Origin of the sequence: Sphingopyxis lindanitolerans (genome assembly GCF_002993885.1) — a bacterium.
GTDB lineage: Bacteria > Pseudomonadota > Alphaproteobacteria > Sphingomonadales > Sphingomonadaceae > Sphingopyxis > Sphingopyxis lindanitolerans.
The window spans coordinates 2,298,310-2,318,753 of record NZ_CM009578.1 but is presented as its reverse complement, the minus strand read 5'-3'; the positions used below and the strand labels follow the sequence as shown (position 1 = coordinate 2,318,753).

The following is a 20,444-nucleotide window of genomic DNA, read 5'->3' as shown; positions in this document are numbered from 1 at the left end:
TAAACCGCTAGCGGCCCCCGCCTTCGCGAGGGTGACGTTTTGGAATGTCTCCCGGCCTCACGCCGCGACCGCGTCCTCGCTGCGGCTGGCCGCGGCTTCGAGCAGGCGTTTTTCGAGCGACTTCACCCGCGCCGCGCCGTCGATCTTGTCGCCGAGCAGGTCGGTCACGTAAAATGTATCGACCGCGCGTTCGCCATAGGTCGCGACATGCGCGCTGTGCACCGTCACCTTCGACTGGAACAGCGCATAGGCGAGCTGGTTGAGCAGCGCCGGGCGGTCCTGCGCATTGACCTCGATCACCGTGAAGCGGTTCGACGCCTTGTTGTCGATGAAGACATTGGGGGCGACGCGAAACGCTTCGGCGCGGGTGCGCGGCAGCGCGCGGGCTTCGAGTTTGGGCAGCAATTTCTGCCGGCCCGCGAGCGCATCCTCGATCGCGCGGATCAGCCGGTCGATCTGCCCCGCCTCGTCGAACGGCCGGCCGAGCGGATCCTGGACAAGGAAATTGTCGAGCGCGAGCCCGTCGCGCGTCGTGTGGATGCGCGCGTCGATGATATTGCCGCCGGCGAGATGGATGCCCCCCACCATGCGATAGAAAAGCCCCGGATGATCGGCGGCGAGCACGATCACCAGCGTCGCGCCGCGATCCTCGTCGGGGACCGCCGCGATGTGGAGCGGCGCGTCGCCCGCCTTCTGGATATGGATCAGATTGGCGGCGATCACCTCGACCGGCTCGGCGATCCAGTAGCTTTCGGGGAGCCGCTTCGCGAGCTTCGCGAACTCCTTGTCGCCGAACTGGAGCAGCGCCTGCGCCTCCTCCTTCTTGCTTGCGATCCGCGCCTCGCGCCCGCGCTGCTTGTGGCCGAGGCGCAGCACCTCCTCGGCGGCGTCGAACAATTCGGTGAGCAATTGCCGCTTCCAGCTGTTCCACACGCCGGGGCCGACCGCGCGGATATCGACGACGGTCAGGACGAGAAGCAGGCGCAGGCGTTCGGGGCTTTGCACGATCTGCGCGAAGTCGAGGATTGTTTTGAAATCGGCGAGGTCGCGCTTGAAAGCGGTCGCCGACATCAGCAGATGGTGACGCACGAGCCACGACACCGTCTCGGTCTCGGCCGCGCCCAGCCCCAGCCGCGGACAGACGCGCAGCGCGAGTTCGGCGCCGAGCACGCTATGGTCGCCGCCGCGCCCCTTGGCGATGTCGTGCAGCAGCACCGCGGCATAGATCACCCGCCGCGAATGGACCTGGTGCATGATCGTGGTCGAGAGCGGGTGATCGTCGCCCAGCCGGTCCTGCTCGATGTCCGACAGCAGGCCGATCGCGCGGATCGTATGTTCGTCGACGGTATAATGATGATACATGTCGAACTGCATCTGCGCGACGACGCGGCCGAAATCGGGAACGAATCGGCCGAACACCGCGGCTTCGTTCATCCAGCGCAGCACCGTTTCGGGATCGCGCGGGCTGGTCAGCACATCGAGGAACAGCGCGTTCGCGCGCGCCTGGCGGCGCACGCCCTGCGTCTCGATCAGCTTGGCGTCGTGGCGCGCCTGGCGCATCGCCTGCGGATGAATCTCCAGCCCATGCTTGTCGGCGAGCGCGAAAATCTCGATCAGCCGCACCGGGTCGGCGGCGAAGAAATCGTCCGACGGCAGCGCGAGCCGGCCGCGGTCGAGGACGAAGCCGTGGAGCTTGCCCGGCCGCCGCCGCAGCGTCGGCAAAAAGCGCCGCCCGCGCGCCGCGAGCTGCTCGTCGAGGTGCGCGAGGAAGGTGCCGGTGAGGTCGCCGACGCTTTTCGCATGAAGGAAATAGAGCTGCATGAAACGCTCGACCGCGCGTTTCCCCGGCCGCTCGGCGAACTGCATCCGCTGCGCGATCTCGCGCTGGAAATCGAAGGTCAGCCGGTCCTCGGCCCTTCCCGCGAGCGTGTGGAGGTGGCAGCGCACCGCGAGCAGGAAATTTTCGGCGCGCTCGAACTGGCGAAGCTCGCGGTCGGTGAGCAGCCCCGCGTCAACGAGCTCGCGAACGGTGCGGACGCGGTGGATGAACTTGCCGATCCAGAACAAAGTGTGGAGGTCGCGCAGCCCCCCCTTCCCTTCCTTCACATTGGGTTCGACGACATAGCGCGAATCGCCCATGCGCTTGTGCCGATCGTCGCGCTCGGCGAGCTTGTCCGCGACGAACGCGCGCGCATTGCCCGCGACGACCTCGGCATCGAAGCGCGCCGCCGCCTGGTCGTAGAGGTCGCGGTCGCCCCAGACGAAACGCGCCTCGAGCAGCGCGGTGCGGACGGTCAGATCCTCCTTCGCGGCGCGGATCATCTCGTCGACCGAGCGCGACGAATGGCCGACCTTCAGCCCGAGATCCCACAGCGTATAAAGCTGCGCCTCGATCACCTGCTCGGTCCAGCTCGTCTGCTTGAACGGGGTGAGGAAGCCGATGTCGATGTCGCTGAACGGCGCCATTTCACCGCGGCCATAGCCGCCGACCGCGATCAGCGTAATCCGTTCGCCCGCCGACCGGTTTCCCGACGGATAGAGATGATCGACGGTGAAGTCGTGGCTGAGGCGAACGATCTGATCGATCAGGAAGGCGGTGGCGCTCGCGGCGAGCCGCCCCGACGAGGGATGCGCGAGCAGGCGGCGGTTGATCTCGGCCCGCCCCTCGTCGAGCGCCGCCTTGAGCAGGTCGACCATCGCGCGGCGGCGCTTTCCCGAATCGCTGGTTTCCCCGGCGATCGCGTCGAGCCGGTCGGACAGCGCGCGGCGGTCGATGATCGCGCGGCGCTGGTCGAGATTGTCGAACAGGTCGCTCATGCCAATCCCAACACTCCGCATCCCCGAGCGAAGACGAGGGGCTCATTCGAGCGTGGCGAGAACCCGCAACGCCGCAGGCCTCGACTTCGCTCGGCTGGCCCCCTCGTCTTCGCTCGGGGATGCGGTTGATAGGTTGGGTTCCACATCATCGCCTAACCCTCTCCCGCCAATATCTGCTTGAGCCGATAGAGTTCGCCCAGCGCCTCGCGCGGCGCAAGCGCGTCGGGGTCGATCGCGGCCAGCGCCTCGCGCAGCGCGTCCTTGGCGGCCGCCGGCGCCGCGGCGAGGGTCGCGGCGAACAGCGGCAGGTCGTCGAGCCCCGCGGCGAGGCCCCCCGTCTTCTCGCGCCCGGCTTCGAGCTTGGCGAGCACCGCCTCGGCGCGCTTGACGACGCCCGCGGGAACCCCCGCCAGCCGCGCGACGGCAAGGCCATAGCTGCGATCGGCGGGGCCTTCGGCGAGTTCGTGGAGCAGCACCAGGTCGCCCTGCCATTCGCGTGCGCGGACATGGTGGAGCGACAGCGCGTCCAGCGTTTCGGCGAGCCGCGTCAGTTCGTGATAATGGGTCGCGAACAGGCAGCGGCAGCGGTTGACCTCGTGCACCGCCTCGACCACCGACCAGGCGAGCGCGAGCCCGTCATAGGTCGAGGTGCCGCGCCCGACCTCGTCCAATATGACGAAGCTTCGTTCGGTCGCCTGCGCGAGGATCGCGGCGGTCTCGACCATCTCGACCATGAAGGTCGAGCGCCCGCGCGCGAGATTGTCGCTGGCCCCGACGCGGCTGAACAATCGGTCGACGAGGCCGAGCTTCGCGGCAGCGGCGGGAACGAAGCCGCCCGCCTGCGCGAGGACGACGATCAGCGCATTCTGGCGCAGGAAGGTCGATTTGCCGCCCATGTTCGGGCCGGTGACGAGCCAGAGCCGGTCGTCGGGCGACAGCGTCACATCATTGGGGACGAAACGCTCGCCCGCTTTCGCGAGCGCCGCCTCGACCACCGGATGGCGGCCGCCCGCGACGTCGAGGCATGGCTCGTCGGCGAGGTCGGGGCGGCACCAGTTGTGGCTCATCGCATGGTCGGCGAGCGCGGCGGCGACGTCGATGCGCGCGAGTATGTCGCAGCTGGCGGCGATCGCTTCGCGGCGCGAGACGGCAGCGTCGGTGAGCGCTTCGAGATGCGCGGCCTCGGCGGCGATCGCGTGGACGCCGGCCTGCGTCACCCGGCTCGCCGCTTCGTGGAGGTCGGACGAGTTGAAGCGCACGACCCCGGCGAGCGTCTGGCGGTGGGTGAAGCCCGAATCGGGCGCCATCAGCGCATCGCCATGCTTTGCCGGCACCTCGACATGGTAGCCGAGGACGCCATTGTGGCGGATCTTGAGCGAGGCGATGCCGGTATGGTCGCGATACCCGGCTTCGAGCGCGGCGATCGCCTTGCGCCCGTCGCGCGCGGTTTCGCGCAGCGCGTCGAGCGCATGGTCATAGCCTTCGGCGACATAGCCGCCCTGCGCGGCATCGACCGGCGGGGTTTCGATCAGCGCGCGGGTCAATTCGTCGACGAGCGCGCCATGGCCGTCGAGGCCGGGCAGCAGGCGCGCGAGCAGCGGCGGCAGGTCGGGGCGCCGCGCCAGCCGTTCGCGAAGCAACCGCGCGCCGCCGAGCGCATCGCGAAGCTGCGCGAGGTCGCGCGGTCCCCCGCGTCCGGCGACGAGGCGACCGAGCGCACGCCCGGCGTCGGGAAGCGCGCGCAGATCGCGGCGCAGATCGCCGCGCCACAGCGCATCGCGCGCGAGGCCATCGACGAGGTCGAGCCGGTCGAGAATCGCCTCCCTGTCGGTGAGCGGGCTCGCCAGATCGTCGGCAAGCAGCCGCGCCCCCGCCGCGGTCACCGTGCGGTCGATGGTGCCGAGCAGGCTGCCGTCGCGCCCGCCCGCCCCCACCCCTGTCATCGTGCGGACAAGCTCGAGGCTTTCGCGCGTCGCGGCGTCGATCGCCATCCGGCCCGACGCCTGGTGGCGCAGCGGCGGCTGGAGGAAGATCGGGGTGCCGGTGCCGACATGGTCGAGATAGGCGGCGATCGCCCCCATCGCGGCAAGCTCGCCGCGCCCGAACTGCCCGAAACCGTCGAGCGTCTGGACGCCGAAAAAGCCTTCGAGGCGTTTCTGCGCCGTCGTGCTCGAAAAATCCGCCGGCGGGCGCCGCACGACCTGGCGCGCGACCCACTCGGGCACCTCTTCGGCGGCCTCGCTGACGAGCAGTTCGGACGGTGCGAGCCGCGCGAGTTCGGCGTCGACCTGGTCGGGGCGCACCGCGACCACCTCGAACCGTCCGGTCGAGATGTCGGCGGCGGCGATCGCGACCTCGCCCTCGCTCCCGACCCGCGCCAGCGCGGCGAGCCGGTTCGCGCTACGCCCTTCGAGGAGCGCCTCCTCGGTCAGCGTCCCCGCGGTGACGAAGCGGATGATGTCGCGCGCGACCAGCGCCTTCGACCCGCCGCGCGCCTTCGCCTCGGCCGGGGTTTCGATCTGTTCGGCGATCGCGACGCGGTGCCCCGCCTTGATCAGCCGCGCCAGATAGGATTCGGCCGAATGCGCGGGCACCCCGCACATCGGCACCGGCGCGCCGCCATGTTCGCCGCGCGATGTCAGCGCGATGTCGAGCGTCGCGGCCGCCGCCTTTGCATCGTCGAAGAATAATTCGAAAAAGTCGCCCATGCGATAGAAGAGCAGGCAGTCGCCCGCCTTGTCCTTCAGCGACCAATATTGCGCCATCATCGGGGTGGCGGCGGGGGCGCTGTTGCTGTTGGCGGCGGGGCGGGCGGGGACGGACATCGAACCTTGCTTAGTGATTGAGGGCGGCATGGCAAGTGATGCGGCCTCTCTCGATCGTCACCCGGAACTTGTTTCGGAGTCCATGGCCCAAGCCTGTCGCGCCAGCGCGGTTTTGGAGGCTTCGTCCGGCCATGGATGCCGAAACACGTTCAGCATGACGAGGAAAGGGAGATCGATCATCCTTCGCATTGCCGGTTACATTTCACCATGTCTGCTTTGGAACAGGATTCGCGCAGAGGCGCAGAGAGCGCAGAGAAGTCGGTGAAAAAGATTCACGCGGAGACGCGGAGACGCGGAGAGGGAGACTCGGGCCGACAGGCCCGCTTTCATCTTCCAGGATGCGATTTGTTGAGGCGTTGCAGGCGTAAAGCCGCTTCGCGGCCGGCGCTCCTCTGCGCGCCTCCGCGTCTCCGCGTGAACCCTGTCCTCTGCGCTCTTTGCGCCTCTGCGCGAAGTTTCTTCAAACCGGCCCCGCCCGACAATTGCGTCCGGTCATAGCTCCCGCCCGCGCGTTCCCGCCGCGACCGCAGCACAACATTGCCGGTTACATTTTGCCGCTGCGGCGCTAGGGGATTGGGAACGGGCGCGCGTCTGGAATCGAACCAAGGGGATAAATATGGACAGCGGCAGCAAGGTGCAATTTTCGGACCGCGAGGCCCTGCTCTATCACAGCTATGGCCGGCCCGGGAAAATCGAGATCGTCGCCTCGAAACCGATGGCGACCCAGCGCGATCTCAGCCTCGCTTATTCGCCCGGCGTCGCCGTCCCGGTCAACGCGATCGCCGAAGATCCGTCCAAGGCCTATGATTATACGATCAAGGGCAATCTGGTCGCCGTCATTTCGAACGGCACCGCGATCCTTGGCCTCGGCAATCTCGGCGCGCTCGCCTCGAAGCCGGTGATGGAAGGCAAGGCGGTGCTGTTCAAGCGCTTCGCCGACGTCGATTCGATCGACCTCGAGGTCGATACCGAAGATCCGCAGCGTTTCATCGAAGCGGTCGAACTGCTCGAACCGAGTTTCGGCGGCATCAACCTCGAGGATATCGCGGCGCCCAACTGCTTCATCATCGAGGCGGCGCTGAAGGAAAAGATGAACATCCCGGTGTTCCATGACGACCAGCATGGCACCGCGATCATCACCGCCGCGGGCCTCATCAACGCCTGCCACCTGACCGGGCGCGACCTGGCGACGGTGAAGGTCGTCGTCAACGGCGCCGGCGCCGCGGCGATCGCCTGCACCGCGCTGATCAAGGCGATGGGCGTGCGGCACGAAAATGTCATCATGTGCGACCGCAAGGGTGTCATCTATCAGGGGCGTAGCGAAGGGATGGACCAGTGGAAGTCGGCGCATGCGGTGCCGACCGAGGCGCGCGACCTGACCGAGGCGCTGAAGGGCGCCGACGTCTTCCTCGGCCTGTCGGCCGCGGGCGCGCTGAAGCCCGAGATGGTCAAGGACATGGCGGCGGCGCCGATCATCTTTGCGATGGCGAACCCCGACCCTGAAATCTCGCCGCCCGAGGCGCGCACGGCGCGGCCCGATGCGATCATCGCGACGGGCCGGTCGGACTATCCGAACCAGGTCAACAATGTGCTGTGCTTCCCCTTCATCTTTCGCGGCGCGCTCGACGTGCGCGCGACCGCGATCAACGAAGAGATGAAGATCGCCGCCGCCTATGCCATCGCCGACCTCGCGCGCCAGCAGGTGCCCGAGGAGGTGGCGGTCGCCTATGGCGGGCGGGCGTCGAGTTTCGGCCCCGAATATATCATCCCCTCGCCCTTCGACCCGCGATTGATGGAAATCGTCCCCGCCGCGGTCGCCAAGGCGGCGATGGACAGCGGCGTCGCGCAATTGCCGATCGCCGATCTGGAAGCCTATCGCACCAGCCTGCGCGCGCGGCTCAACCCGACGACCTCGGTGCTGACGCTCGCCTATGAGGCGGCGCGCGCCAATCCGAAGCGCGTCGTCTTTGCCGAGGGCGAGGAAGAAGTGGTGCTGCGCGCCGCGATCCAGTTCCGCGACGGCGGCTATGGCACGCCGGTGCTTGTCGGGCGCGAGGGGCTGCACGACAAGCTGCGCGCGATGGGGGTTGCCGATCCCGAAAGTTTCGAGGTCCACAACAGCGTCAATTCGCCGCATGTGCCGCAGATGGTCGACCTGCTCTATGAACGGCTGCAACGGCGCGGCTATCTGCGCCGCGACGTCGAGCGGATGGTCAACCGCGACCGCAATATCTTTGGCTCGCTGCTGCTCAAGCTGGGCCTTGGCGATGCGATGATCACCGGCGTCACCCGCACCTACTCGCAGACGATGCGCGAAGTCCGGCGCGTGATCGACCCCGCCGAGGGCAAGACCGCCTTTGGCATCCACGTCCTCGTCGGCCAGCATCACACGATCTTCATGGCCGACACCACGGTCAACGAGCGTCCGTCGGCCGAGATGCTCGCCGACATCGCCGAACGCACCGCGCAGGTCGCGCGGCGCATGGGGCACGAACCGCGCGTCGCCTTTCTGTCCTATTCGACCTTCGGCAACCCGCCGGGAAGCTGGCTCGACAATATCCGCGACGCGGTCCACATCCTCGACGAACGCCGGCCCGAGTTCGAATATGAAGGCGAAATGGCGCCCGACGTCGCGCTCAACGCGAAGGTGATGGACAAATATCCCTTCTGCCGCCTGTCGGGGCCCGCGAACGTGCTGATCATGCCGGGGCTGCAATCGGGCAATCTGTCGGCGAAGCTGCTGCGCGAACTGGGCGGCAGCGCCGTCATCGGGCCGATGCTGATCGGAATGGAAAAGCCGGTGCAGGTCGCAACCATGGCCTCACCCGCGTCGGACCTGGTGACGCTGGCGGTGCTCGCCGCGGGGGGAATCGCGGGGTAGGGCCCGGGGCGCACCGCCTGGCTTGTTCAAGCCTCGTCATGCTAAACTTGTTTCAGCATCCATGACCTGCCTTCTCGTCCAGCGCTGCGCGGGCGGAAAGGTTCGGCCATGGACCCTGGAACAAGTTCAGGGTGACGACGAAGGAAGGGACGGCGTTTACTGCCCCTGCGATCCACCGCCCATGCCGGGGGCGCCGACCGCGCCGATATTGCCGAAGATATCCTCGAAGAAGCTGCGGTGACGGCCGAGCGTCGGGGTCGTGTCGCCTTCGGGATGGATCTTGCTCACCAGTTCGAGGCCGGTCTTGTCGACCGCGACGACATTGCCCGCGGGGTCGAAGCGCACGCGCAGCACCTGCTGCGCGACCGGGCGCGGGCGCGCGAAGGCGAGCTGGCGGGTCTCGCGCGAGACATAATAATATTCATTGTCGCTGAACTGGCCGACGAAGGTCGGGCGGCCGAGCGTCTTTTCGACCGATTCGCGATTGTCGACGCCGGGGGTGACCGCATTGGTCAGCACCGGATCGACGACATAGCCCTGCCGCCCCTTGAGCTGCGCGCAGCCACTGGCGGCCAGCGCGAGCGCCAGCCCGGCGACGATCAGGCGCACGGGGCGGGCGGGAAGCAGGGGATTTGCGATCGGCATCAATTGTCTCCGTCGCGCCCTTTCCCCCGGTCCGGCGGATGGCGCTGTCTCTCGCGCCTCTTAACCGCAAGCGGTCGGCGCGCACAAGCGGCTTATGCCGCGACAAAGCTTGCGCCAAGCTGACCGAGGCCCCTTTTCCGACAGGCCGATTCGGCCTAAGCGTGCGCGATGCTTTCATCGCTCCGCAAACTCTTCCGATCCGGCCCCGATCCGCGCGAGGCGCGCCGCCCGCTGTGGAACGCGGTCGTCGCCGCCGCGCGCGCGCCGCACTGGTATCGCGAGGGCGGCGTTCCCGACACGCTCGACGGCCGCTTCGACATGATCAGCCTGGTGCTCGCGCTCGTCCTCCACCGTATCGACGACGATCCGGGTCAGGGGCTCGCGGGGGTCCAGCTCACCGAATTGTTCGTCGACGACATGGACGGGCAGATGCGCCAGATCGGTTTCGGCGACATGGTCGTCGGCAAGCAGATCGGGCGGATGGTCGGCGCGCTCGGCGGCCGCCTGGGCGTCTATCGCGCCCCCGACGGGTCGGAGGAGCTGAGAGCGGCGCTGGTGCGCAACCTGTGGCGCGGCAAGGATGCGCCCGACGCGGGCGTGGCGCATGTCCTGGCCGGGGTCGCGGCCCTGCGCGCGGGGCTGGCCGCGATGCCGGTCGCGGCGCTGATCGTCGCCGACCATTTGCCGGCGCCGCGCGCATGACCGCGCCCGAATTTTCGCATGGCGTCACGCTGGTCGAGGCGGCGCAGGGCCGCACGGTGACGATCGAGGCCGATGAAGCGGCGCGCGCCGCGATCGCCCGCCGACTGGCGCTCGTCGCGCTCGACCGTTTCGTCGTAACCGCCGACGTGCGCAGCATCGCGGGCGGCATTGCCGCGACGGGCGAGATCGCCGCCAGGGTCGTGCAAAGCTGCGCGGCGACCGGCCTGCCGGTGCCCGCCAAGCTGCGCGAGACGTTCGACCTGCGTTTCCTGCGCGATGCGGAGCCTGCCGAGGGCGGCGAGGAGGAGGTCGAGATCAGCGACGCCGACTGCGAAATCCTGGCGCTCGACGGCGAGCGGATCGACCTTGGCGAGGTGGCGGTGCAGACGCTGTCGCTGGCGCTCGAACCCTTCCCGCGCCACCCCGACGCCGACCGCATCCTCGCCGAGAAAGGCGTGCTCAGCGAAGAGCAGGCGGGACCGTTCGCGGCGCTCGCCAAGCTGCGGGGCAGCCCCGGAGCCTAGGTTTCGGGCGTTTCCTTCGGTTCGTCCTTCGCCAGATCGGCGGCGACGGCGTCGAGGCCGGGCTCGTCGCTGGCCGGCTCGTCCCTGGCGGGCGCGTCCTTCGCGTCGCCGTCGTCCTTTTCGTGCGCGACCGGCAGCGATCCGCCGAGCGCTTTCGCGAGCCCGGCCAGTTGTTCGCCGAGCACCTTGTCGACCGCGGGGGCGACGTCGGCGACCTTGAAGCGCATATAGCCGCCGACGACATAGTCGAAGCGGATCGCGCTGCCCGTCGCGGTCTTTTTGATCTGGATCGTCAGCGTGCCGGTGACCGCCTCGCCCTGCAAGGGGCCGAAGGCGCCCGACAGCCGCATCATTTCGCCCGGCTTGGCAAAGAGGATCCGCGCATGCTGGACGCTGCCCATCGCGCCGCCTGCGCCGGGCAGCTTTTCGCAGAAACAGCCGCCGGCCTGCGAATCGAGCCAGAAATTCGCGGCATCGCCCGACCAGCTATGCTCCTTCGACCACCATTTGTCGGGCAGGCGCAGCATGGCCCAGACATCGTCGGGCGTCGCCGCAACATGCGCGGTATGCGCGACGGTGAAGCCGATATCGCTCTGGTCGATGACCTTGGCCGCTGCCGGAGCGGCCGTTAGCGCCGCCACCGAAAGCAGCGCCGCGCCGAAGATTGTCTTGCGATCCATGCCCTGTCCCCTTTGCCGCCTTCATAGACGGCGGCGGGGACACTGGCTAGCTGGCGTCGCTGCCCAGGATCGCCTCGATCGCGTCGTTGACATGGTCGATGTCGGCCATGCCGTCGACCCTTGCCACGATCCCGCGCGCTTCGTAGATCGGCAGGATCGGCGCGGTCTTGGCGCGATATTCGGCCATCCGCGTGCGCACCGTTTCCTCATTGTCGTCGGGGCGGCGCTTGAAGTCATGGGCGCCGCAGACGTCGCAGGTATCGGCGACCTTGGGCAGCTTGTAGCGGTCGTGATAGCCCGCGCCGCATTGGGCGCAGCTGAAGCGGCCGGTGATGCGGTCGACAAGCGCGTCTTCCTCGACCACCAGTTCGATCACATGGTCGAGCTTGCGGCCGCGGTCCGACAGGATCGCGTCGAGCGCATCGGCCTGCGCCGCGGTGCGCGGATAGCCGTCGAAGATCACCGAGGTTTCGCCGCCAAGCTCGTCGAGCCGTTCGCCGATGAGGCCCGAGACGATCGCGTCCGACACCAGCGCGCCCGCGTCCATCACCGCCTTGGCCTGGAGGCCGATCGGCGTTCCCGCCTTGACCGCGGCGCGCAGCATGTCGCCGGTCGAAAGCTGGACCATGCCATGTTCGCTTTCGAGCCGCGAAGCCTGTGTTCCCTTGCCCGCCCCCGGCGGCCCCAGCAAAATGATGTTCAGCGTCATGGAAGCCCCTGTTTCCCGTTCCGTCGGGGTGGCCCTAACCGACCGATCAGCGCCGCGCAACGCCGCCCTTCAATTTGGCTTTCTTGATCAGGTCGCCATATTGATGCGCGAGCATGTGGCTCTGCATCTGGCTGATCGTATCGATCGTCACATTGACGATGATCAGCAGGCTGGTTCCGCCGAGCTGGAACGGCAACCCCGATTTGGCGATGAAATATTCGGGAACGAGGCAGATGAGCGCCAGATAGATCGCCCCGATCACGGTGATGCGCGTCAGCACGAAATCGAGATAGGCGGCGGTGTTCTTGCCCGGACGGATGCCGGGAATGAACCCGTTCTGACGCTTCAGATTGTCGGCGGTTTCTTCGGGGTTGAAGACGACCGCGACATAGAAGAAGCAGAAGAAGATGATGCCCCCGGCATAGAGCGCCATATAGAGCGGCTGGCCGTGCGCGAGATATTGGTTGAGCGTGACGAGGAATTCGCCCCACGCCGTATCCTGTTCGACATTGCTGCCGAGCATCTGGGTGACGGTGAGCGGCATCAGCAGCAGCGACGAAGCGAAGATCGGCGGAATCACGCCCGAGGTGTTGACCTTGAGCGGCAGGTGGCTGCGATCGGCCTGCATCATGCCGCGTTGCGTCGCGCGTTTTGGATATTGGACGAGGACGCGCCGCTGCGCGAGTTCCATGAAACTGATCGCGGCGATGATGAGCACGGCGCCGCCGACCACCGCGATGATCGTGCCGCCACCCATCGACCCTTCGCGCACCTGCGTGAACATCTGCGAAAAGCTGCGCGGCAACTGGGCGAGAATGCCCGCCATGATGATCAGCGAAACGCCGTTGCCGATGCCGCGGCTGGTGACCTGTTCACCGAGCCACATCAGGAAGAGCGTGCCGCCGACGATGCTGATCACGGCGCCGATGCGGAACATCATGCCGGGATCGACGACCGCCGCGACGCCCTGGCTCTGGCCGAGCGTTTCGAGACCGACGGCGATGAAATAGCCCTGGATCGCGGTCAGGAAGACGGTGCCGTAGCGCGTGTACTGGTTGAGCTTCTTGCGTCCGCTTTCGCCCTCTTTCTTGAGCGCGGCGAGGCTGGGGGCGAGCGCCGAGGCGAGCTGAACGACGATCGACGCCGTGATATAGGGCATGACGCCGAGCGCGATGATGCTCATCCGCTCCAGGCTGCCGCCCGAGAATGTGTTGAAGATGTCGAGGATGCCGCCCGTCGCCGCCTGCGAATAGAGCCGCGACAGCGCGACCGGATCGACCCCGGGGAGCGGCACGAACGACAGGAAGCGAAAGACGATCAGCGCGCCGATCGTGAACCAGAGGCGGTTCTTGAGCTCGGTCGCCTGGCCGAACTTCGAAAAATTCAGACTGGAAGCAAGATGGTCGGCGCGAGAGGCCATGGGTGTTTTCCTCGGATTTCCGGACCGCGCCCCCCGCGACCCGGCGCCTATGTGCGTTCGGCAGTGGCGAAGCGCAAGGGGAAAGGCCTATTTAGAGGCGCGGCCCTTACAAGCCCCATTTATCCGTTCGCATCGAGCAAAATCGAGATGCCCCTCGAACTTGCACTGACCCGATGGGTGTCTCGACTTCGCTCGACACGAACGGGAAATATCGGTCTTCAAATAACAAAGGGTGGTTCGTGTTCCGAACCACCCTTCGCAATAAATCAGCCCCGCTTGGCGGCCGCTTCGGCCTTGCGCTTGGCCTTCTTGCCGTCGCCTTCGGGCTTGGGTTCGGGCAGTTCGACCTTGCCGCCGGTCTTTTCGACCGCTTCGATCGCGCCCTTCGACGCGCCGGCGACCGCGAAATTCAGCTTGGCGGTCAGTTCGCCCTTGGCGAGGAGGCGGACGCCATCCTTGCCGCCGCGCGCGACGCCCGCCGCCTTGAGCGCGGCATGGTCGATCGTCGCCTTGGCGTCGAGCTTCTTCTCGTCGATCAGCTTCTGGATCTGGCCCAGGTTCACGATCGCGAAATCCTTGCCGAAGATATTGTTGAAGCCGCGCTTCGGGATGCGCATGTGGAGCGGCATCTGGCCGCCCTCGAAGCCGTTGATCGCGACACCGCTGCGCGCCTTCTGGCCCTTCTGGCCGCGACCGGCGGTCTTGCCCTTGCCCGAGCCGATGCCGCGTCCGACGCGCATCCGGCCCTTGCGGGCGCCATTATTGTCACGAAGATCGTTGAGTTTGATAGTCATTGCACTCGCTTTCGCTCTGTTCGCGCTATGGACGCGCCCCAAGGGGCTAGTCCGGTTCGATGTCACTCGACGGCTGAAAGCCGGGATAGGGCCCGGCCTTTTCCATCACGATGGCCTGGGCGACATAGCCGCGGCCATCGACATTGGTGATCGAGGGGCTGCCGTGAAGCTGCCACCCCCGGTTGAGCAGTCCCTCGACGCGGGCGCAAAAGGCGGCGTCGTCGGAACCGGTCAACAGGCGGTAGAGCTTCATTCAGCCCTCGACGACTTCCACCATGTGCGGAAGCTTGCGGATCATGCCGCGCACTTCCGGGGTGTCGACCAGTTCGACCACGCGGTGCATCTTGCCCAGGCCGAGGCCGGTCAGGATGGCGCGCTGGCTTTTCGGACGACGGATCGGCGAGCCGATCTGGCGGATCTTGATTGTCTTGTCAGCCATGGTCTTACTCCGTCACCGCCGCGGCTTCGGCCTCGGCTGCGCGGTCGGACGCACCGCCACGCTTGATCAGGTCCGAAACCTTCTTGCCGCGACGCTGCGCGACCGACTTCGGGCTGGTCTGTTCGCCGAGCGCCTCGAAGGTCGCGCGGATCATGTTGTAGGGGTTCGAGGTGCCGACCGACTTGGTCACCACATCGGCAACGCCCAGCGATTCGAACACGGCGCGCATCGGGCCACCGGCGATGATGCCGGTCCCCGCGGGAGCCGAGCGCAGCGTGACGTTGCCGGCACCGAAGTGGCCGCGACCGTCATGGTGCAGCGTGCGACCATCGCGCAGCGGAACGCGGATCATCGCCTTCTTCGCGGCGGCGGTCGCCTTCGAAATGGCTTCGGGCACTTCGCGCGCCTTGCCATGACCGAAACCGGCGCGGCCCTTGCCGTCGCCGACGACGACGAGCGCGGCGAAACCGAAGCGCTTGCCGCCCTTCACGGTCTTGGACACGCGGTTGATGTGGACGAGCTTTTCGATCAGCTCTTCGCCGCCGTCATCGTCGCGCGGGCGACGATCGTCGCGGCGGCCACGGCCACCATCACGACCGCCACGGCCGCCGTCGCGGCCACCGCCGCCACCACGGCCCCGACGCGCGGGGGCGCCGGTGTTTTCGGTCGGCGCCGCGGGGGCGCCTTCGGCGTTCTGAACTTCGTCTGCCATGATTAGAACTCCAATCCGCCTTCGCGTGCCGCGTCGGCCAGCGCCTTGATGCGCCCGTGGAACAGGAAGCCGCCGCGGTCGAACACGACCTGCGTCACGCCCGCTTTCTTGGCGGCGTCGGCAAGGCGCTTGCCGACGTCGGCAGCGGCCGCCGCAGTGGCGCCGGTCTTGCCGCGCACATCCTTGTCGAGCGTCGAGGCGGCGGCCAGCGTCTTGCCGGCGGCATCATCGATGAGCTGCGCATAGATGTGGCGACCCGAACGGTGCACCGAAAGCCGCGGCCGACCGGCGGCGCGCTGACGGAGCGCGGTGCGGACGCGCTGGCGACGTTTTTGGAAAGTGGTAAGATGTGCCATGGCTTACTTCTTCTTGCCTTCTTTGCGGAAGATGTACTCGCCGCGATATTTGATGCCCTTGCCCTTATAGGGTTCGGGCTTGCGCCAACGGCGGATTTCCGCCGCGACCTGGCCGACCTGCTGCTTGTCGATGCCGCTGATCTCGATCGTCGTATTGTCCGGCGTCTTGATCTCGATGCCCTCGGGCACCGCGAAATCGACATCGTGGCTGTAGCCGAGCTGCAGCTTCAGCGTCTTGCCCTGCGAGTTGGCGCGATAACCGACGCCGGTGATCTCGAGGACTTTGGTAAAGCCTTCGGTCACACCCGTGATCAGGTTCTGCACCAGCGTGCGCTGCATGCCCCAGAAGGCGCGTGCTTCGCGGCTGTCGTTCGCGGGCTGAACCGAGATGCTGCCTTCGCCGACTTCATATTTGATGTTGTCGGAAAGCGGCATCGCGAGCGTGCCCTTCGGCCCCTTGACCGACAGCTCGCCGCCGTCGATCGCGGCGGTGACGCCGCTCGGGATGCCCACTGATTTTTTACCAATGCGCGACATCAGAACACCTCCGCCAGCACTTCGCCGCCGACATTATGTTCGCGAGCCTCGGCGTCCGAAAGAACGCCGCGCGGGGTCGACACGATGGTGATGCCCAGGCCGTTGCGCACGATCGGCAGCTCTTTCGAGCCCGAATAGACGCGGCGACCCGGCTTCGAGACGCGCGCCACATGGCGGATCGCCGGCTGGCCCTCGAAATATTTAAGCTCGATGCGGATGCCCTTGTGCTGGCCCTTCGCGCCCAGCGATTCTTCGCTATAGCCGCGGATATAGCCTTCGCGCTGGAGCACATCGAGAACGCGGACACGCAGGGTCGAGGCGGGGGTAAGGACGCTGTCCTTCTTCGCCGTCTGGCCGTTGCGGATGCGGGTGAGCATATCACCCAGGGGATCGGTCATTGCCATCTTGTCAGTCCCTTACCAGCTCGATTTCACAACGCCGGGGATCAGGCCCTTGTTGGCCAGATCGCGGAGCTGGATACGGCACAGCCGGAATTTACGGTAATAAGCGCGCGGACGCCCGGTCAGCTCGCACCGGTTGCGGATGCGGGTCGGGTTGCCGTTGCGGGGGATTTCCGCCATCTTGAGGCGCGCGATCAGACGCTCGCCATCGTCGAGCGAGGTGTCCGCCGCAATCGCCTTCAGCTTCGCATAACGGCCGGCATATTTCTTCACCAGCTGCTTGCGACGCTCGTTCTTGTTCATCGAACTCAGTTTCGCCATGACTTAAGTTCTCTTTCCTTCTTGAAAGAGCCGGCCTGGTCCCAGGGGGATCAGGCGGCTTCCTTTTCCTGCGCTTCGATCGGGAAGGGGAAGCCGAACAGCTTGAGCAGTTCGCGGGCTTCGTCGTCCGTACGGGCGGTGGTGGTGACGATCACGTCCATGCCGCGCACCTGGTCGATGCGGTCATAGTTGATCTCGGGGAAGATGATCTGTTCCTTCAGGCCCATGGCATAATTGCCACGGCCGTCGAAGCTCGTCGCCGACACGCCGCGAAAGTCGCGGATACGCGGCATCGCGATCGTGATCAGGCGATCGAGGAACTCGTACATCCGTTCGCGGCGCAAGGTCACCTTGCAGCCGATCGGCATGCCTTCGCGCAGCTTGAACTGGGCGATCGACTTCTTTGCCTTGGTCACGACAGGCTTCTGGCCCGCGATCAGCTCCATTTCGGCAGCCGCGCTCTCGACCTTCTTCTTGTCCTGCGTGGCTTCGCCGACGCCCATGTTGAGCACGATCTTTTCGATCTTCGGCACTTCCATCACATTCTTGTAACCGAATTTCTCGGTCATCGCCTTGACGATCACATCGTCATAGCGCTTGCGCATGCGCGGGGTGTAATTCTCAGCCATTGATCGTCTCCCCGGACTTCACGGCCACACGGACCTTCTTGCCGTCCCTGGTTTCAAAGCGGACGCGCGTCGCCTTGCCGGTCTTGGGATCGGCGAGAGCGACCTTGCTCGCGAACAGCGGCGCTTCCTTGCGCTCCAGGCCACCCTGCGGGTTGGCCTGGGTCGGCTTGCGGTGGCGGGTGATGACGTTGACGCCGGCGACGACGAGCTTGCCGTCCTTCGGCAGGCTCTGCGTCACTTCGCCGGTCTTGCCCTTGTCCTTGCCGGACAGGATAACGACCGTGTCACCCTTCTTGATCTTGTTCGCCATGGTCAGAGCACCTCCGGCGCCAGGCTGATGATCTTCATATAGCCGCGGCCGCGCAGTTCGCGGACGACCGGGCCGAAGATACGGGTGCCGATCGGCTCCTCATTCTTGTTGACGAGCACGGCGGCGTTGCTGTCGAAGCGGATCACCGAGCCATCGGCGCGGCGCACATCCTTCGCGGTGCGGACGATGACGGCGCGATGGACGTCACCCTTCTTCACCTTGCCGCGCGGCTGGGCTTCCTTGATCGACACGACGATCACGTCGCCGACACCGGCGACACGGCGCTTCGAGCCGCCAAGCACCTTGATGCACTGGACGCGCTTCGCACCGCTGTTGTCGGCGACTTCCAATTGTGACTGCATCTGAATCATCGATGCATTTCCTTCTTCCTTGGCCTACCGGGGCTCCCCGGCGGTTCCGTGAACCTCTTACGCTTGCGCGTCGATCTCGTCGGACTTCTTCGCCTTGGTCGAGATTTCGACCTTGTCGAGGACCTTCCAGGTCTTCAGCTTCGAAATCGGCTTCGTTTCCTCGATGCGGACGGTTTCGCCGGCCTTGATGGCGTTGTCCTCATCGTGGGCGTGATATTTTTTCGAACGGCGGATGATCTTGCCGTAGAGCGGGTGCTTGACCTTCCGCTCTACCTTCACGACCACGGTCTTGTCGCCCTTGTCGGACACCACCGTGCCGGTCAATATGCGCTTCGGCATGGGTTGGTCTCCTTACTTAGCAGCCGAGCGCGTGCGCCCGGTCTGCTCGGTCTTGACGCGCGCGATGGTGCGACGCACTTCCTTGACCCGCGATGCCTTTTCCAGCTGGCCGGTGGCGGCCTGGAAACGGAGGTTGAACGCCTCGCGCTTCAGTTCGCCAAGCTGTTCGGCGAGCTGGTCGTCGGTCTTCTTGGTCAGATCTTCGGTCTTGGCCATGGCCCTCAACCCTCCAGGTGCGAGGTGTCGCCGAGGCGGGCAACGACCTTCGTCTTGATCGGCAGCTTCATCGCCGCGCGTTCGAACGCCAGCGCGGCCACCGGACCGGGGACGCCGTCGAGTTCGAACAGGATGCGGCCGGGCTTGACGCGGGCGGCCCAGAATTCAGGCGAACCCTTGCCCTTGCCCATGCGGACTTCGGCGGGCTTCGACGACACCGGGACGTCGGGGAAGATGCGGATCCAGAGGCGGCCCTGACGCTTGATCGCACGGCTGATCGCGCGGCGAGCCGCCTCGATCTGGCGCGCGGTGATGCGCTCGGGTTCCATCGCCTTCAGGCCGTAGGAGCCGAAGTTCAGGCTGGTGCCACCCTTGGCAAGGCCATGGATGCGGCCCTTGAAAGCCTTGCGGAACTTGGTTTTTTTCGGTTGCAGCATGTCAGCAGTCCTTAGCGGCGTTCATCGCGCGCCGGGCGAACACCCGACGTCTGCGCGTCGAGCATCAGCCGGTCGGTCGCCAGCGGGTCATGGCCGAGAATCTCGCCCTTGAAGATCCACACCTTGATCCCGCACACGCCATAGGCGGTGTGCGCCGTCGATTCGGCATAGTCGACATTGGCGCGCAGCGTGTGCAGCGGCACCCGACCTTCGCGATACCATTCGGTGCGCGCGATTTCCGCGCCGCCGAGACGGCCGGCGCAGTTGATCCGGATGCCCTCGGCGCCGAGACGCATCGCCGACTGCACCGCGCGCTTCATCGCGCGGCGGAAAGCAACGCGGCGTTCGAGCTGGTCGGCAATGCCCTGGCCGACGAGCTTGGCATCGACTTCGGGCTTGCGGATTTCGACGATGTTCAGCGACACGTCGCTGCCCGTCAGTTCGCCGAGCTTCTTGCGAAGCTTTTCGATGTCGGCGCCCTTCTTGCCGATGATGACGCCCGGACGGGCGGCATAGATCGACACGCGGCACAGCTTCGCCGGACGCTCGATCACGACCTTCGAGATCGCGGCCTGCGGCAGGGTCTTGAACACATATTGGCGGATCTTCAGATCCTCGACCAGCATGCGGCCATAGTCCTGGCCCTCGGCGAACCAGCGGCTGTCCCAGGTGCGGTTGACCTGCAGGCGCAGGCCGATCGGATTGCTCTTCTGGCCCATCTTACGCCTCTTCTTCCTGTTCGCGGACGACGATGCGGATGCGGCTGAACGGCTTGACGATCCGGGTCGACTTGCCGCGGCCACGAGCGTGCCAGCGCTTCATCGAGATCGACTTGCCGACGCTCGCTTCCTGGACGACCAGGGCGTCAACGTCGAGATTGTGGTTGTTTTCCGCGTTGGCGACCGCGCTGGCGAGAACCTTGCGCACGTCGACGGCCATCGCCTTCTTCGAGAAGGAGAGGACGTTCATCGCGTCTTCGACCTTGCGGCCGCGGATCAGCGCGGCGACGAGGTTCAGCTTCTGCGCCGAGCCGCGAATCTGCGTACCGACCGAGAGAGCCTCATTATCCGCAACGCGGCGGGGGGACTTTTCCTTGCCCATTAGCGTTTGCCCTTCTTGTCGGCCGCGTGGCCGGGGAAGAAGCGCGTCGGCGCAAATTCACCCAGCTTCATGCCGACCATGTCTTCGTTGACCGACACCGGCACGAACTTGCGGCCGTTGTAGACGTTGAAGGTCAGCCCGACGAACTGCGGCAGGATGGTGGACCGACGCGACCAGGTTTTGATCGGGGCAGAGCTGCCACCGTCCTGGGCCGTTTCGGCTTTCTTGAGGAGATGAAGGTCGACAAACGGACCCTTCCAGACCGAGCGAGCCATGGC

The 20,444-nt window shown here is 66.2% G+C and carries 26 protein-coding genes; 3 read left to right on the top strand and 23 right to left on the bottom strand.

Annotated elements, in window-relative coordinates; all coding sequences use genetic code 11:
* Positions 1-57: 57 nt before the first annotated feature.
* Complete coding sequence (locus CVO77_RS11210; RefSeq protein ID WP_105999127.1) at positions 58-2,817, bottom strand: [protein-PII] uridylyltransferase; 2,760 nt, start codon at positions 2,815-2,817, stop codon at positions 58-60.
* 152 nt (positions 2,818-2,969) lie between these two features.
* A complete protein-coding gene (mutS, locus tag CVO77_RS11205) occupies positions 2,970-5,642 on the bottom strand; it encodes a DNA mismatch repair protein MutS (protein WP_105999126.1) in 2,673 nt (890 codons plus the stop codon).
* A gap of 616 nt (positions 5,643-6,258) precedes the next feature.
* Between mutS and CVO77_RS11200 the strand changes: the two genes are divergently transcribed.
* Positions 6,259-8,523: an NADP-dependent malic enzyme gene (locus tag CVO77_RS11200; RefSeq protein ID WP_105999125.1), complete on the top strand. Its 2,265-nt coding sequence runs from the start codon at positions 6,259-6,261 to the stop codon at positions 8,521-8,523.
* Between the two features lie 156 nt (positions 8,524-8,679).
* On the opposite strand, the gene CVO77_RS11195 is transcribed toward CVO77_RS11200, so the two are convergent.
* Positions 8,680-9,168: an outer membrane protein assembly factor BamE gene (locus tag CVO77_RS11195; RefSeq protein ID WP_105999124.1), complete on the bottom strand. Its 489-nt coding sequence runs from the start codon at positions 9,166-9,168 to the stop codon at positions 8,680-8,682.
* 168 nt (positions 9,169-9,336) lie between these two features.
* Here CVO77_RS11195 and CVO77_RS11190 point away from each other — a divergent pair, with 168 nt between their 5' ends.
* Entirely contained in the window at positions 9,337-9,870 is a 534-nt protein-coding gene (locus CVO77_RS11190; RefSeq protein ID WP_105999123.1) for a ubiquinol-cytochrome C chaperone family protein, read from the top strand.
* Positions 9,867-10,394, top strand: a complete 528-nt coding sequence (locus CVO77_RS11185) for a YceD family protein (protein WP_105999122.1) — start codon at positions 9,867-9,869, stop codon at positions 10,392-10,394. The genes CVO77_RS11190 and CVO77_RS11185 overlap by 4 nt, the downstream gene beginning before the upstream one ends.
* Here CVO77_RS11185 and CVO77_RS11180 read toward each other — a convergent pair.
* From CVO77_RS11180 to rpsS, 20 genes are all read right to left on the bottom strand, one after another.
* Entirely contained in the window at positions 10,391-11,074 is a 684-nt protein-coding gene (locus CVO77_RS11180) for an SRPBCC family protein (RefSeq protein WP_105999121.1), read from the bottom strand. The two genes, CVO77_RS11185 and CVO77_RS11180, sit on opposite strands and share 4 nt — an antisense overlap.
* A 46-nt stretch (positions 11,075-11,120) precedes the next feature.
* Positions 11,121-11,783 (bottom strand): adenylate kinase, encoded by a 663-nt coding sequence (locus CVO77_RS11175; RefSeq protein WP_192878818.1) that lies wholly within the window; start codon positions 11,781-11,783, stop codon positions 11,121-11,123.
* Positions 11,784-11,829: 46 nt separating this feature from the next.
* Positions 11,830-13,203, bottom strand: coding sequence for a preprotein translocase subunit SecY (secY, locus tag CVO77_RS11170; RefSeq protein WP_105999120.1), 1,374 nt, complete (start codon positions 13,201-13,203; stop codon positions 11,830-11,832).
* 266 nt (positions 13,204-13,469) lie between these two features.
* Positions 13,470-13,997 (bottom strand): 50S ribosomal protein L15, encoded by a 528-nt coding sequence (gene rplO / locus CVO77_RS11165; RefSeq protein ID WP_105999119.1) that lies wholly within the window; start codon positions 13,995-13,997, stop codon positions 13,470-13,472.
* Between the two features lie 46 nt (positions 13,998-14,043).
* Positions 14,044-14,250, bottom strand: coding sequence for a DUF1737 domain-containing protein (locus CVO77_RS11160; protein ID WP_105999118.1), 207 nt, complete (start codon positions 14,248-14,250; stop codon positions 14,044-14,046).
* On the bottom strand, positions 14,251-14,436 hold the full coding sequence (gene rpmD, locus CVO77_RS11155; RefSeq protein WP_105999117.1) for a 50S ribosomal protein L30: 186 nt from the start codon (positions 14,434-14,436) through the stop codon (positions 14,251-14,253). It lies immediately after the preceding gene.
* A gap of 4 nt (positions 14,437-14,440) precedes the next feature.
* A complete protein-coding gene (gene rpsE / locus CVO77_RS11150; protein WP_105999116.1) occupies positions 14,441-15,148 on the bottom strand; it encodes a 30S ribosomal protein S5 in 708 nt (235 codons plus the stop codon).
* Positions 15,149-15,150: 2 nt separating this feature from the next.
* Positions 15,151-15,504, bottom strand: a complete 354-nt coding sequence (gene rplR / locus CVO77_RS11145) for a 50S ribosomal protein L18 (RefSeq protein WP_105999115.1) — start codon at positions 15,502-15,504, stop codon at positions 15,151-15,153.
* A gap of 3 nt (positions 15,505-15,507) precedes the next feature.
* Entirely contained in the window at positions 15,508-16,041 is a 534-nt protein-coding gene (rplF, locus tag CVO77_RS11140) for a 50S ribosomal protein L6 (protein WP_105999114.1), read from the bottom strand.
* Positions 16,041-16,445, bottom strand: coding sequence for a 30S ribosomal protein S8 (gene rpsH / locus CVO77_RS11135; RefSeq protein ID WP_105999113.1), 405 nt, complete (start codon positions 16,443-16,445; stop codon positions 16,041-16,043). The genes rplF and rpsH overlap by 1 nt, the downstream gene beginning before the upstream one ends.
* A gap of 12 nt (positions 16,446-16,457) precedes the next feature.
* The gene (gene rpsN, locus CVO77_RS11130) at positions 16,458-16,763 is read right to left on the bottom strand and encodes a 30S ribosomal protein S14 (RefSeq protein ID WP_039578292.1); all 306 of its coding nucleotides are present in this window, start codon (positions 16,761-16,763) and stop codon (positions 16,458-16,460) included.
* Positions 16,764-16,813: 50 nt separating this feature from the next.
* Entirely contained in the window at positions 16,814-17,392 is a 579-nt protein-coding gene (gene rplE / locus CVO77_RS11125) for a 50S ribosomal protein L5 (RefSeq protein WP_105999112.1), read from the bottom strand.
* Entirely contained in the window at positions 17,385-17,702 is a 318-nt protein-coding gene (gene rplX, locus CVO77_RS11120) for a 50S ribosomal protein L24 (protein ID WP_105999111.1), read from the bottom strand. The genes rplE and rplX overlap by 8 nt, the downstream gene beginning before the upstream one ends.
* 2 nt (positions 17,703-17,704) lie before the next feature.
* A complete protein-coding gene (gene rplN, locus CVO77_RS11115; protein WP_056341829.1) occupies positions 17,705-18,073 on the bottom strand; it encodes a 50S ribosomal protein L14 in 369 nt (122 codons plus the stop codon).
* A 57-nt stretch (positions 18,074-18,130) separates the two neighbouring features.
* Complete coding sequence (gene rpsQ, locus CVO77_RS11110; RefSeq protein WP_105999110.1) at positions 18,131-18,412, bottom strand: 30S ribosomal protein S17; 282 nt, start codon at positions 18,410-18,412, stop codon at positions 18,131-18,133.
* Between the two features lie 12 nt (positions 18,413-18,424).
* Complete coding sequence (rpmC, locus tag CVO77_RS11105; protein ID WP_105999109.1) at positions 18,425-18,628, bottom strand: 50S ribosomal protein L29; 204 nt, start codon at positions 18,626-18,628, stop codon at positions 18,425-18,427.
* Positions 18,629-18,633: 5 nt separating this feature from the next.
* Complete coding sequence (gene rplP, locus CVO77_RS11100) at positions 18,634-19,065, bottom strand: 50S ribosomal protein L16 (RefSeq protein WP_095387824.1); 432 nt, start codon at positions 19,063-19,065, stop codon at positions 18,634-18,636.
* Between the two features lie 11 nt (positions 19,066-19,076).
* Entirely contained in the window at positions 19,077-19,784 is a 708-nt protein-coding gene (gene rpsC / locus CVO77_RS11095; protein ID WP_105999108.1) for a 30S ribosomal protein S3, read from the bottom strand.
* A 1-nt stretch (position 19,785) separates the two neighbouring features.
* Positions 19,786-20,166: a 50S ribosomal protein L22 gene (rplV, locus tag CVO77_RS11090; protein ID WP_105999107.1), complete on the bottom strand. Its 381-nt coding sequence runs from the start codon at positions 20,164-20,166 to the stop codon at positions 19,786-19,788.
* The gene (rpsS, locus tag CVO77_RS11085; protein WP_037556370.1) at positions 20,166-20,441 is read right to left on the bottom strand and encodes a 30S ribosomal protein S19; all 276 of its coding nucleotides are present in this window, start codon (positions 20,439-20,441) and stop codon (positions 20,166-20,168) included. The genes rplV and rpsS overlap by 1 nt, the downstream gene beginning before the upstream one ends.
* Between the last annotated feature and the right edge of the window lie 3 nt (positions 20,442-20,444).

Coding starts and splice junctions, on each gene's coding strand:
- rpsS (WP_037556370.1), bottom strand. CDS start 20,441: ATGGCTCGCTCGGTCTGGAAGGGTCCGTTTGTCGACCTTCATCTCCTC.
- rplE (WP_105999112.1), bottom strand. CDS start 17,392: ATGGCTGAGAATTACACCCCGCGCATGCGCAAGCGCTATGACGATGTG.
- CVO77_RS11200 (WP_105999125.1), top strand. CDS start 6,259: ATGGACAGCGGCAGCAAGGTGCAATTTTCGGACCGCGAGGCCCTGCTC.
- CVO77_RS11190 (WP_105999123.1), top strand. CDS start 9,337: ATGCTTTCATCGCTCCGCAAACTCTTCCGATCCGGCCCCGATCCGCGC.
- rpsH (WP_105999113.1), bottom strand. CDS start 16,445: ATGGCAATGACCGATCCCCTGGGTGATATGCTCACCCGCATCCGCAAC.
- CVO77_RS11210 (WP_105999127.1), bottom strand. CDS start 2,817: ATGAGCGACCTGTTCGACAATCTCGACCAGCGCCGCGCGATCATCGAC.
- CVO77_RS11160 (WP_105999118.1), bottom strand. CDS start 14,250: ATGAAGCTCTACCGCCTGTTGACCGGTTCCGACGACGCCGCCTTTTGC.
- CVO77_RS11195 (WP_105999124.1), bottom strand. CDS start 9,168: ATGCCGATCGCAAATCCCCTGCTTCCCGCCCGCCCCGTGCGCCTGATC.
- rplX (WP_105999111.1), bottom strand. CDS start 17,702: ATGGCGAACAAGATCAAGAAGGGTGACACGGTCGTTATCCTGTCCGGC.
- rplV (WP_105999107.1), bottom strand. CDS start 20,166: ATGGGCAAGGAAAAGTCCCCCCGCCGCGTTGCGGATAATGAGGCTCTC.
- secY (WP_105999120.1), bottom strand. CDS start 13,203: ATGGCCTCTCGCGCCGACCATCTTGCTTCCAGTCTGAATTTTTCGAAG.
- rpsC (WP_105999108.1), bottom strand. CDS start 19,784: ATGGGCCAGAAGAGCAATCCGATCGGCCTGCGCCTGCAGGTCAACCGC.
- rplR (WP_105999115.1), bottom strand. CDS start 15,504: ATGGCACATCTTACCACTTTCCAAAAACGTCGCCAGCGCGTCCGCACC.
- rplF (WP_105999114.1), bottom strand. CDS start 16,041: ATGTCGCGCATTGGTAAAAAATCAGTGGGCATCCCGAGCGGCGTCACC.
- CVO77_RS11180 (WP_105999121.1), bottom strand. CDS start 11,074: ATGGATCGCAAGACAATCTTCGGCGCGGCGCTGCTTTCGGTGGCGGCG.
- CVO77_RS11185 (WP_105999122.1), top strand. CDS start 9,867: ATGACCGCGCCCGAATTTTCGCATGGCGTCACGCTGGTCGAGGCGGCG.
- rpmD (WP_105999117.1), bottom strand. CDS start 14,436: ATGGCTGACAAGACAATCAAGATCCGCCAGATCGGCTCGCCGATCCGT.
- rpsN (WP_039578292.1), bottom strand. CDS start 16,763: ATGGCGAAACTGAGTTCGATGAACAAGAACGAGCGTCGCAAGCAGCTG.
- rpsE (WP_105999116.1), bottom strand. CDS start 15,148: ATGGCAGACGAAGTTCAGAACGCCGAAGGCGCCCCCGCGGCGCCGACC.
- mutS (WP_105999126.1), bottom strand. CDS start 5,642: ATGTCCGTCCCCGCCCGCCCCGCCGCCAACAGCAACAGCGCCCCCGCC.
- rplP (WP_095387824.1), bottom strand. CDS start 19,065: ATGCTGCAACCGAAAAAAACCAAGTTCCGCAAGGCTTTCAAGGGCCGC.
- rplN (WP_056341829.1), bottom strand. CDS start 18,073: ATGATTCAGATGCAGTCACAATTGGAAGTCGCCGACAACAGCGGTGCG.
- rpmC (WP_105999109.1), bottom strand. CDS start 18,628: ATGGCCAAGACCGAAGATCTGACCAAGAAGACCGACGACCAGCTCGCC.
- rpsQ (WP_105999110.1), bottom strand. CDS start 18,412: ATGCCGAAGCGCATATTGACCGGCACGGTGGTGTCCGACAAGGGCGAC.
- CVO77_RS11175 (WP_192878818.1), bottom strand. CDS start 11,783: ATGACGCTGAACATCATTTTGCTGGGGCCGCCGGGGGCGGGCAAGGGA.
- rplO (WP_105999119.1), bottom strand. CDS start 13,997: ATGACTATCAAACTCAACGATCTTCGTGACAATAATGGCGCCCGCAAG.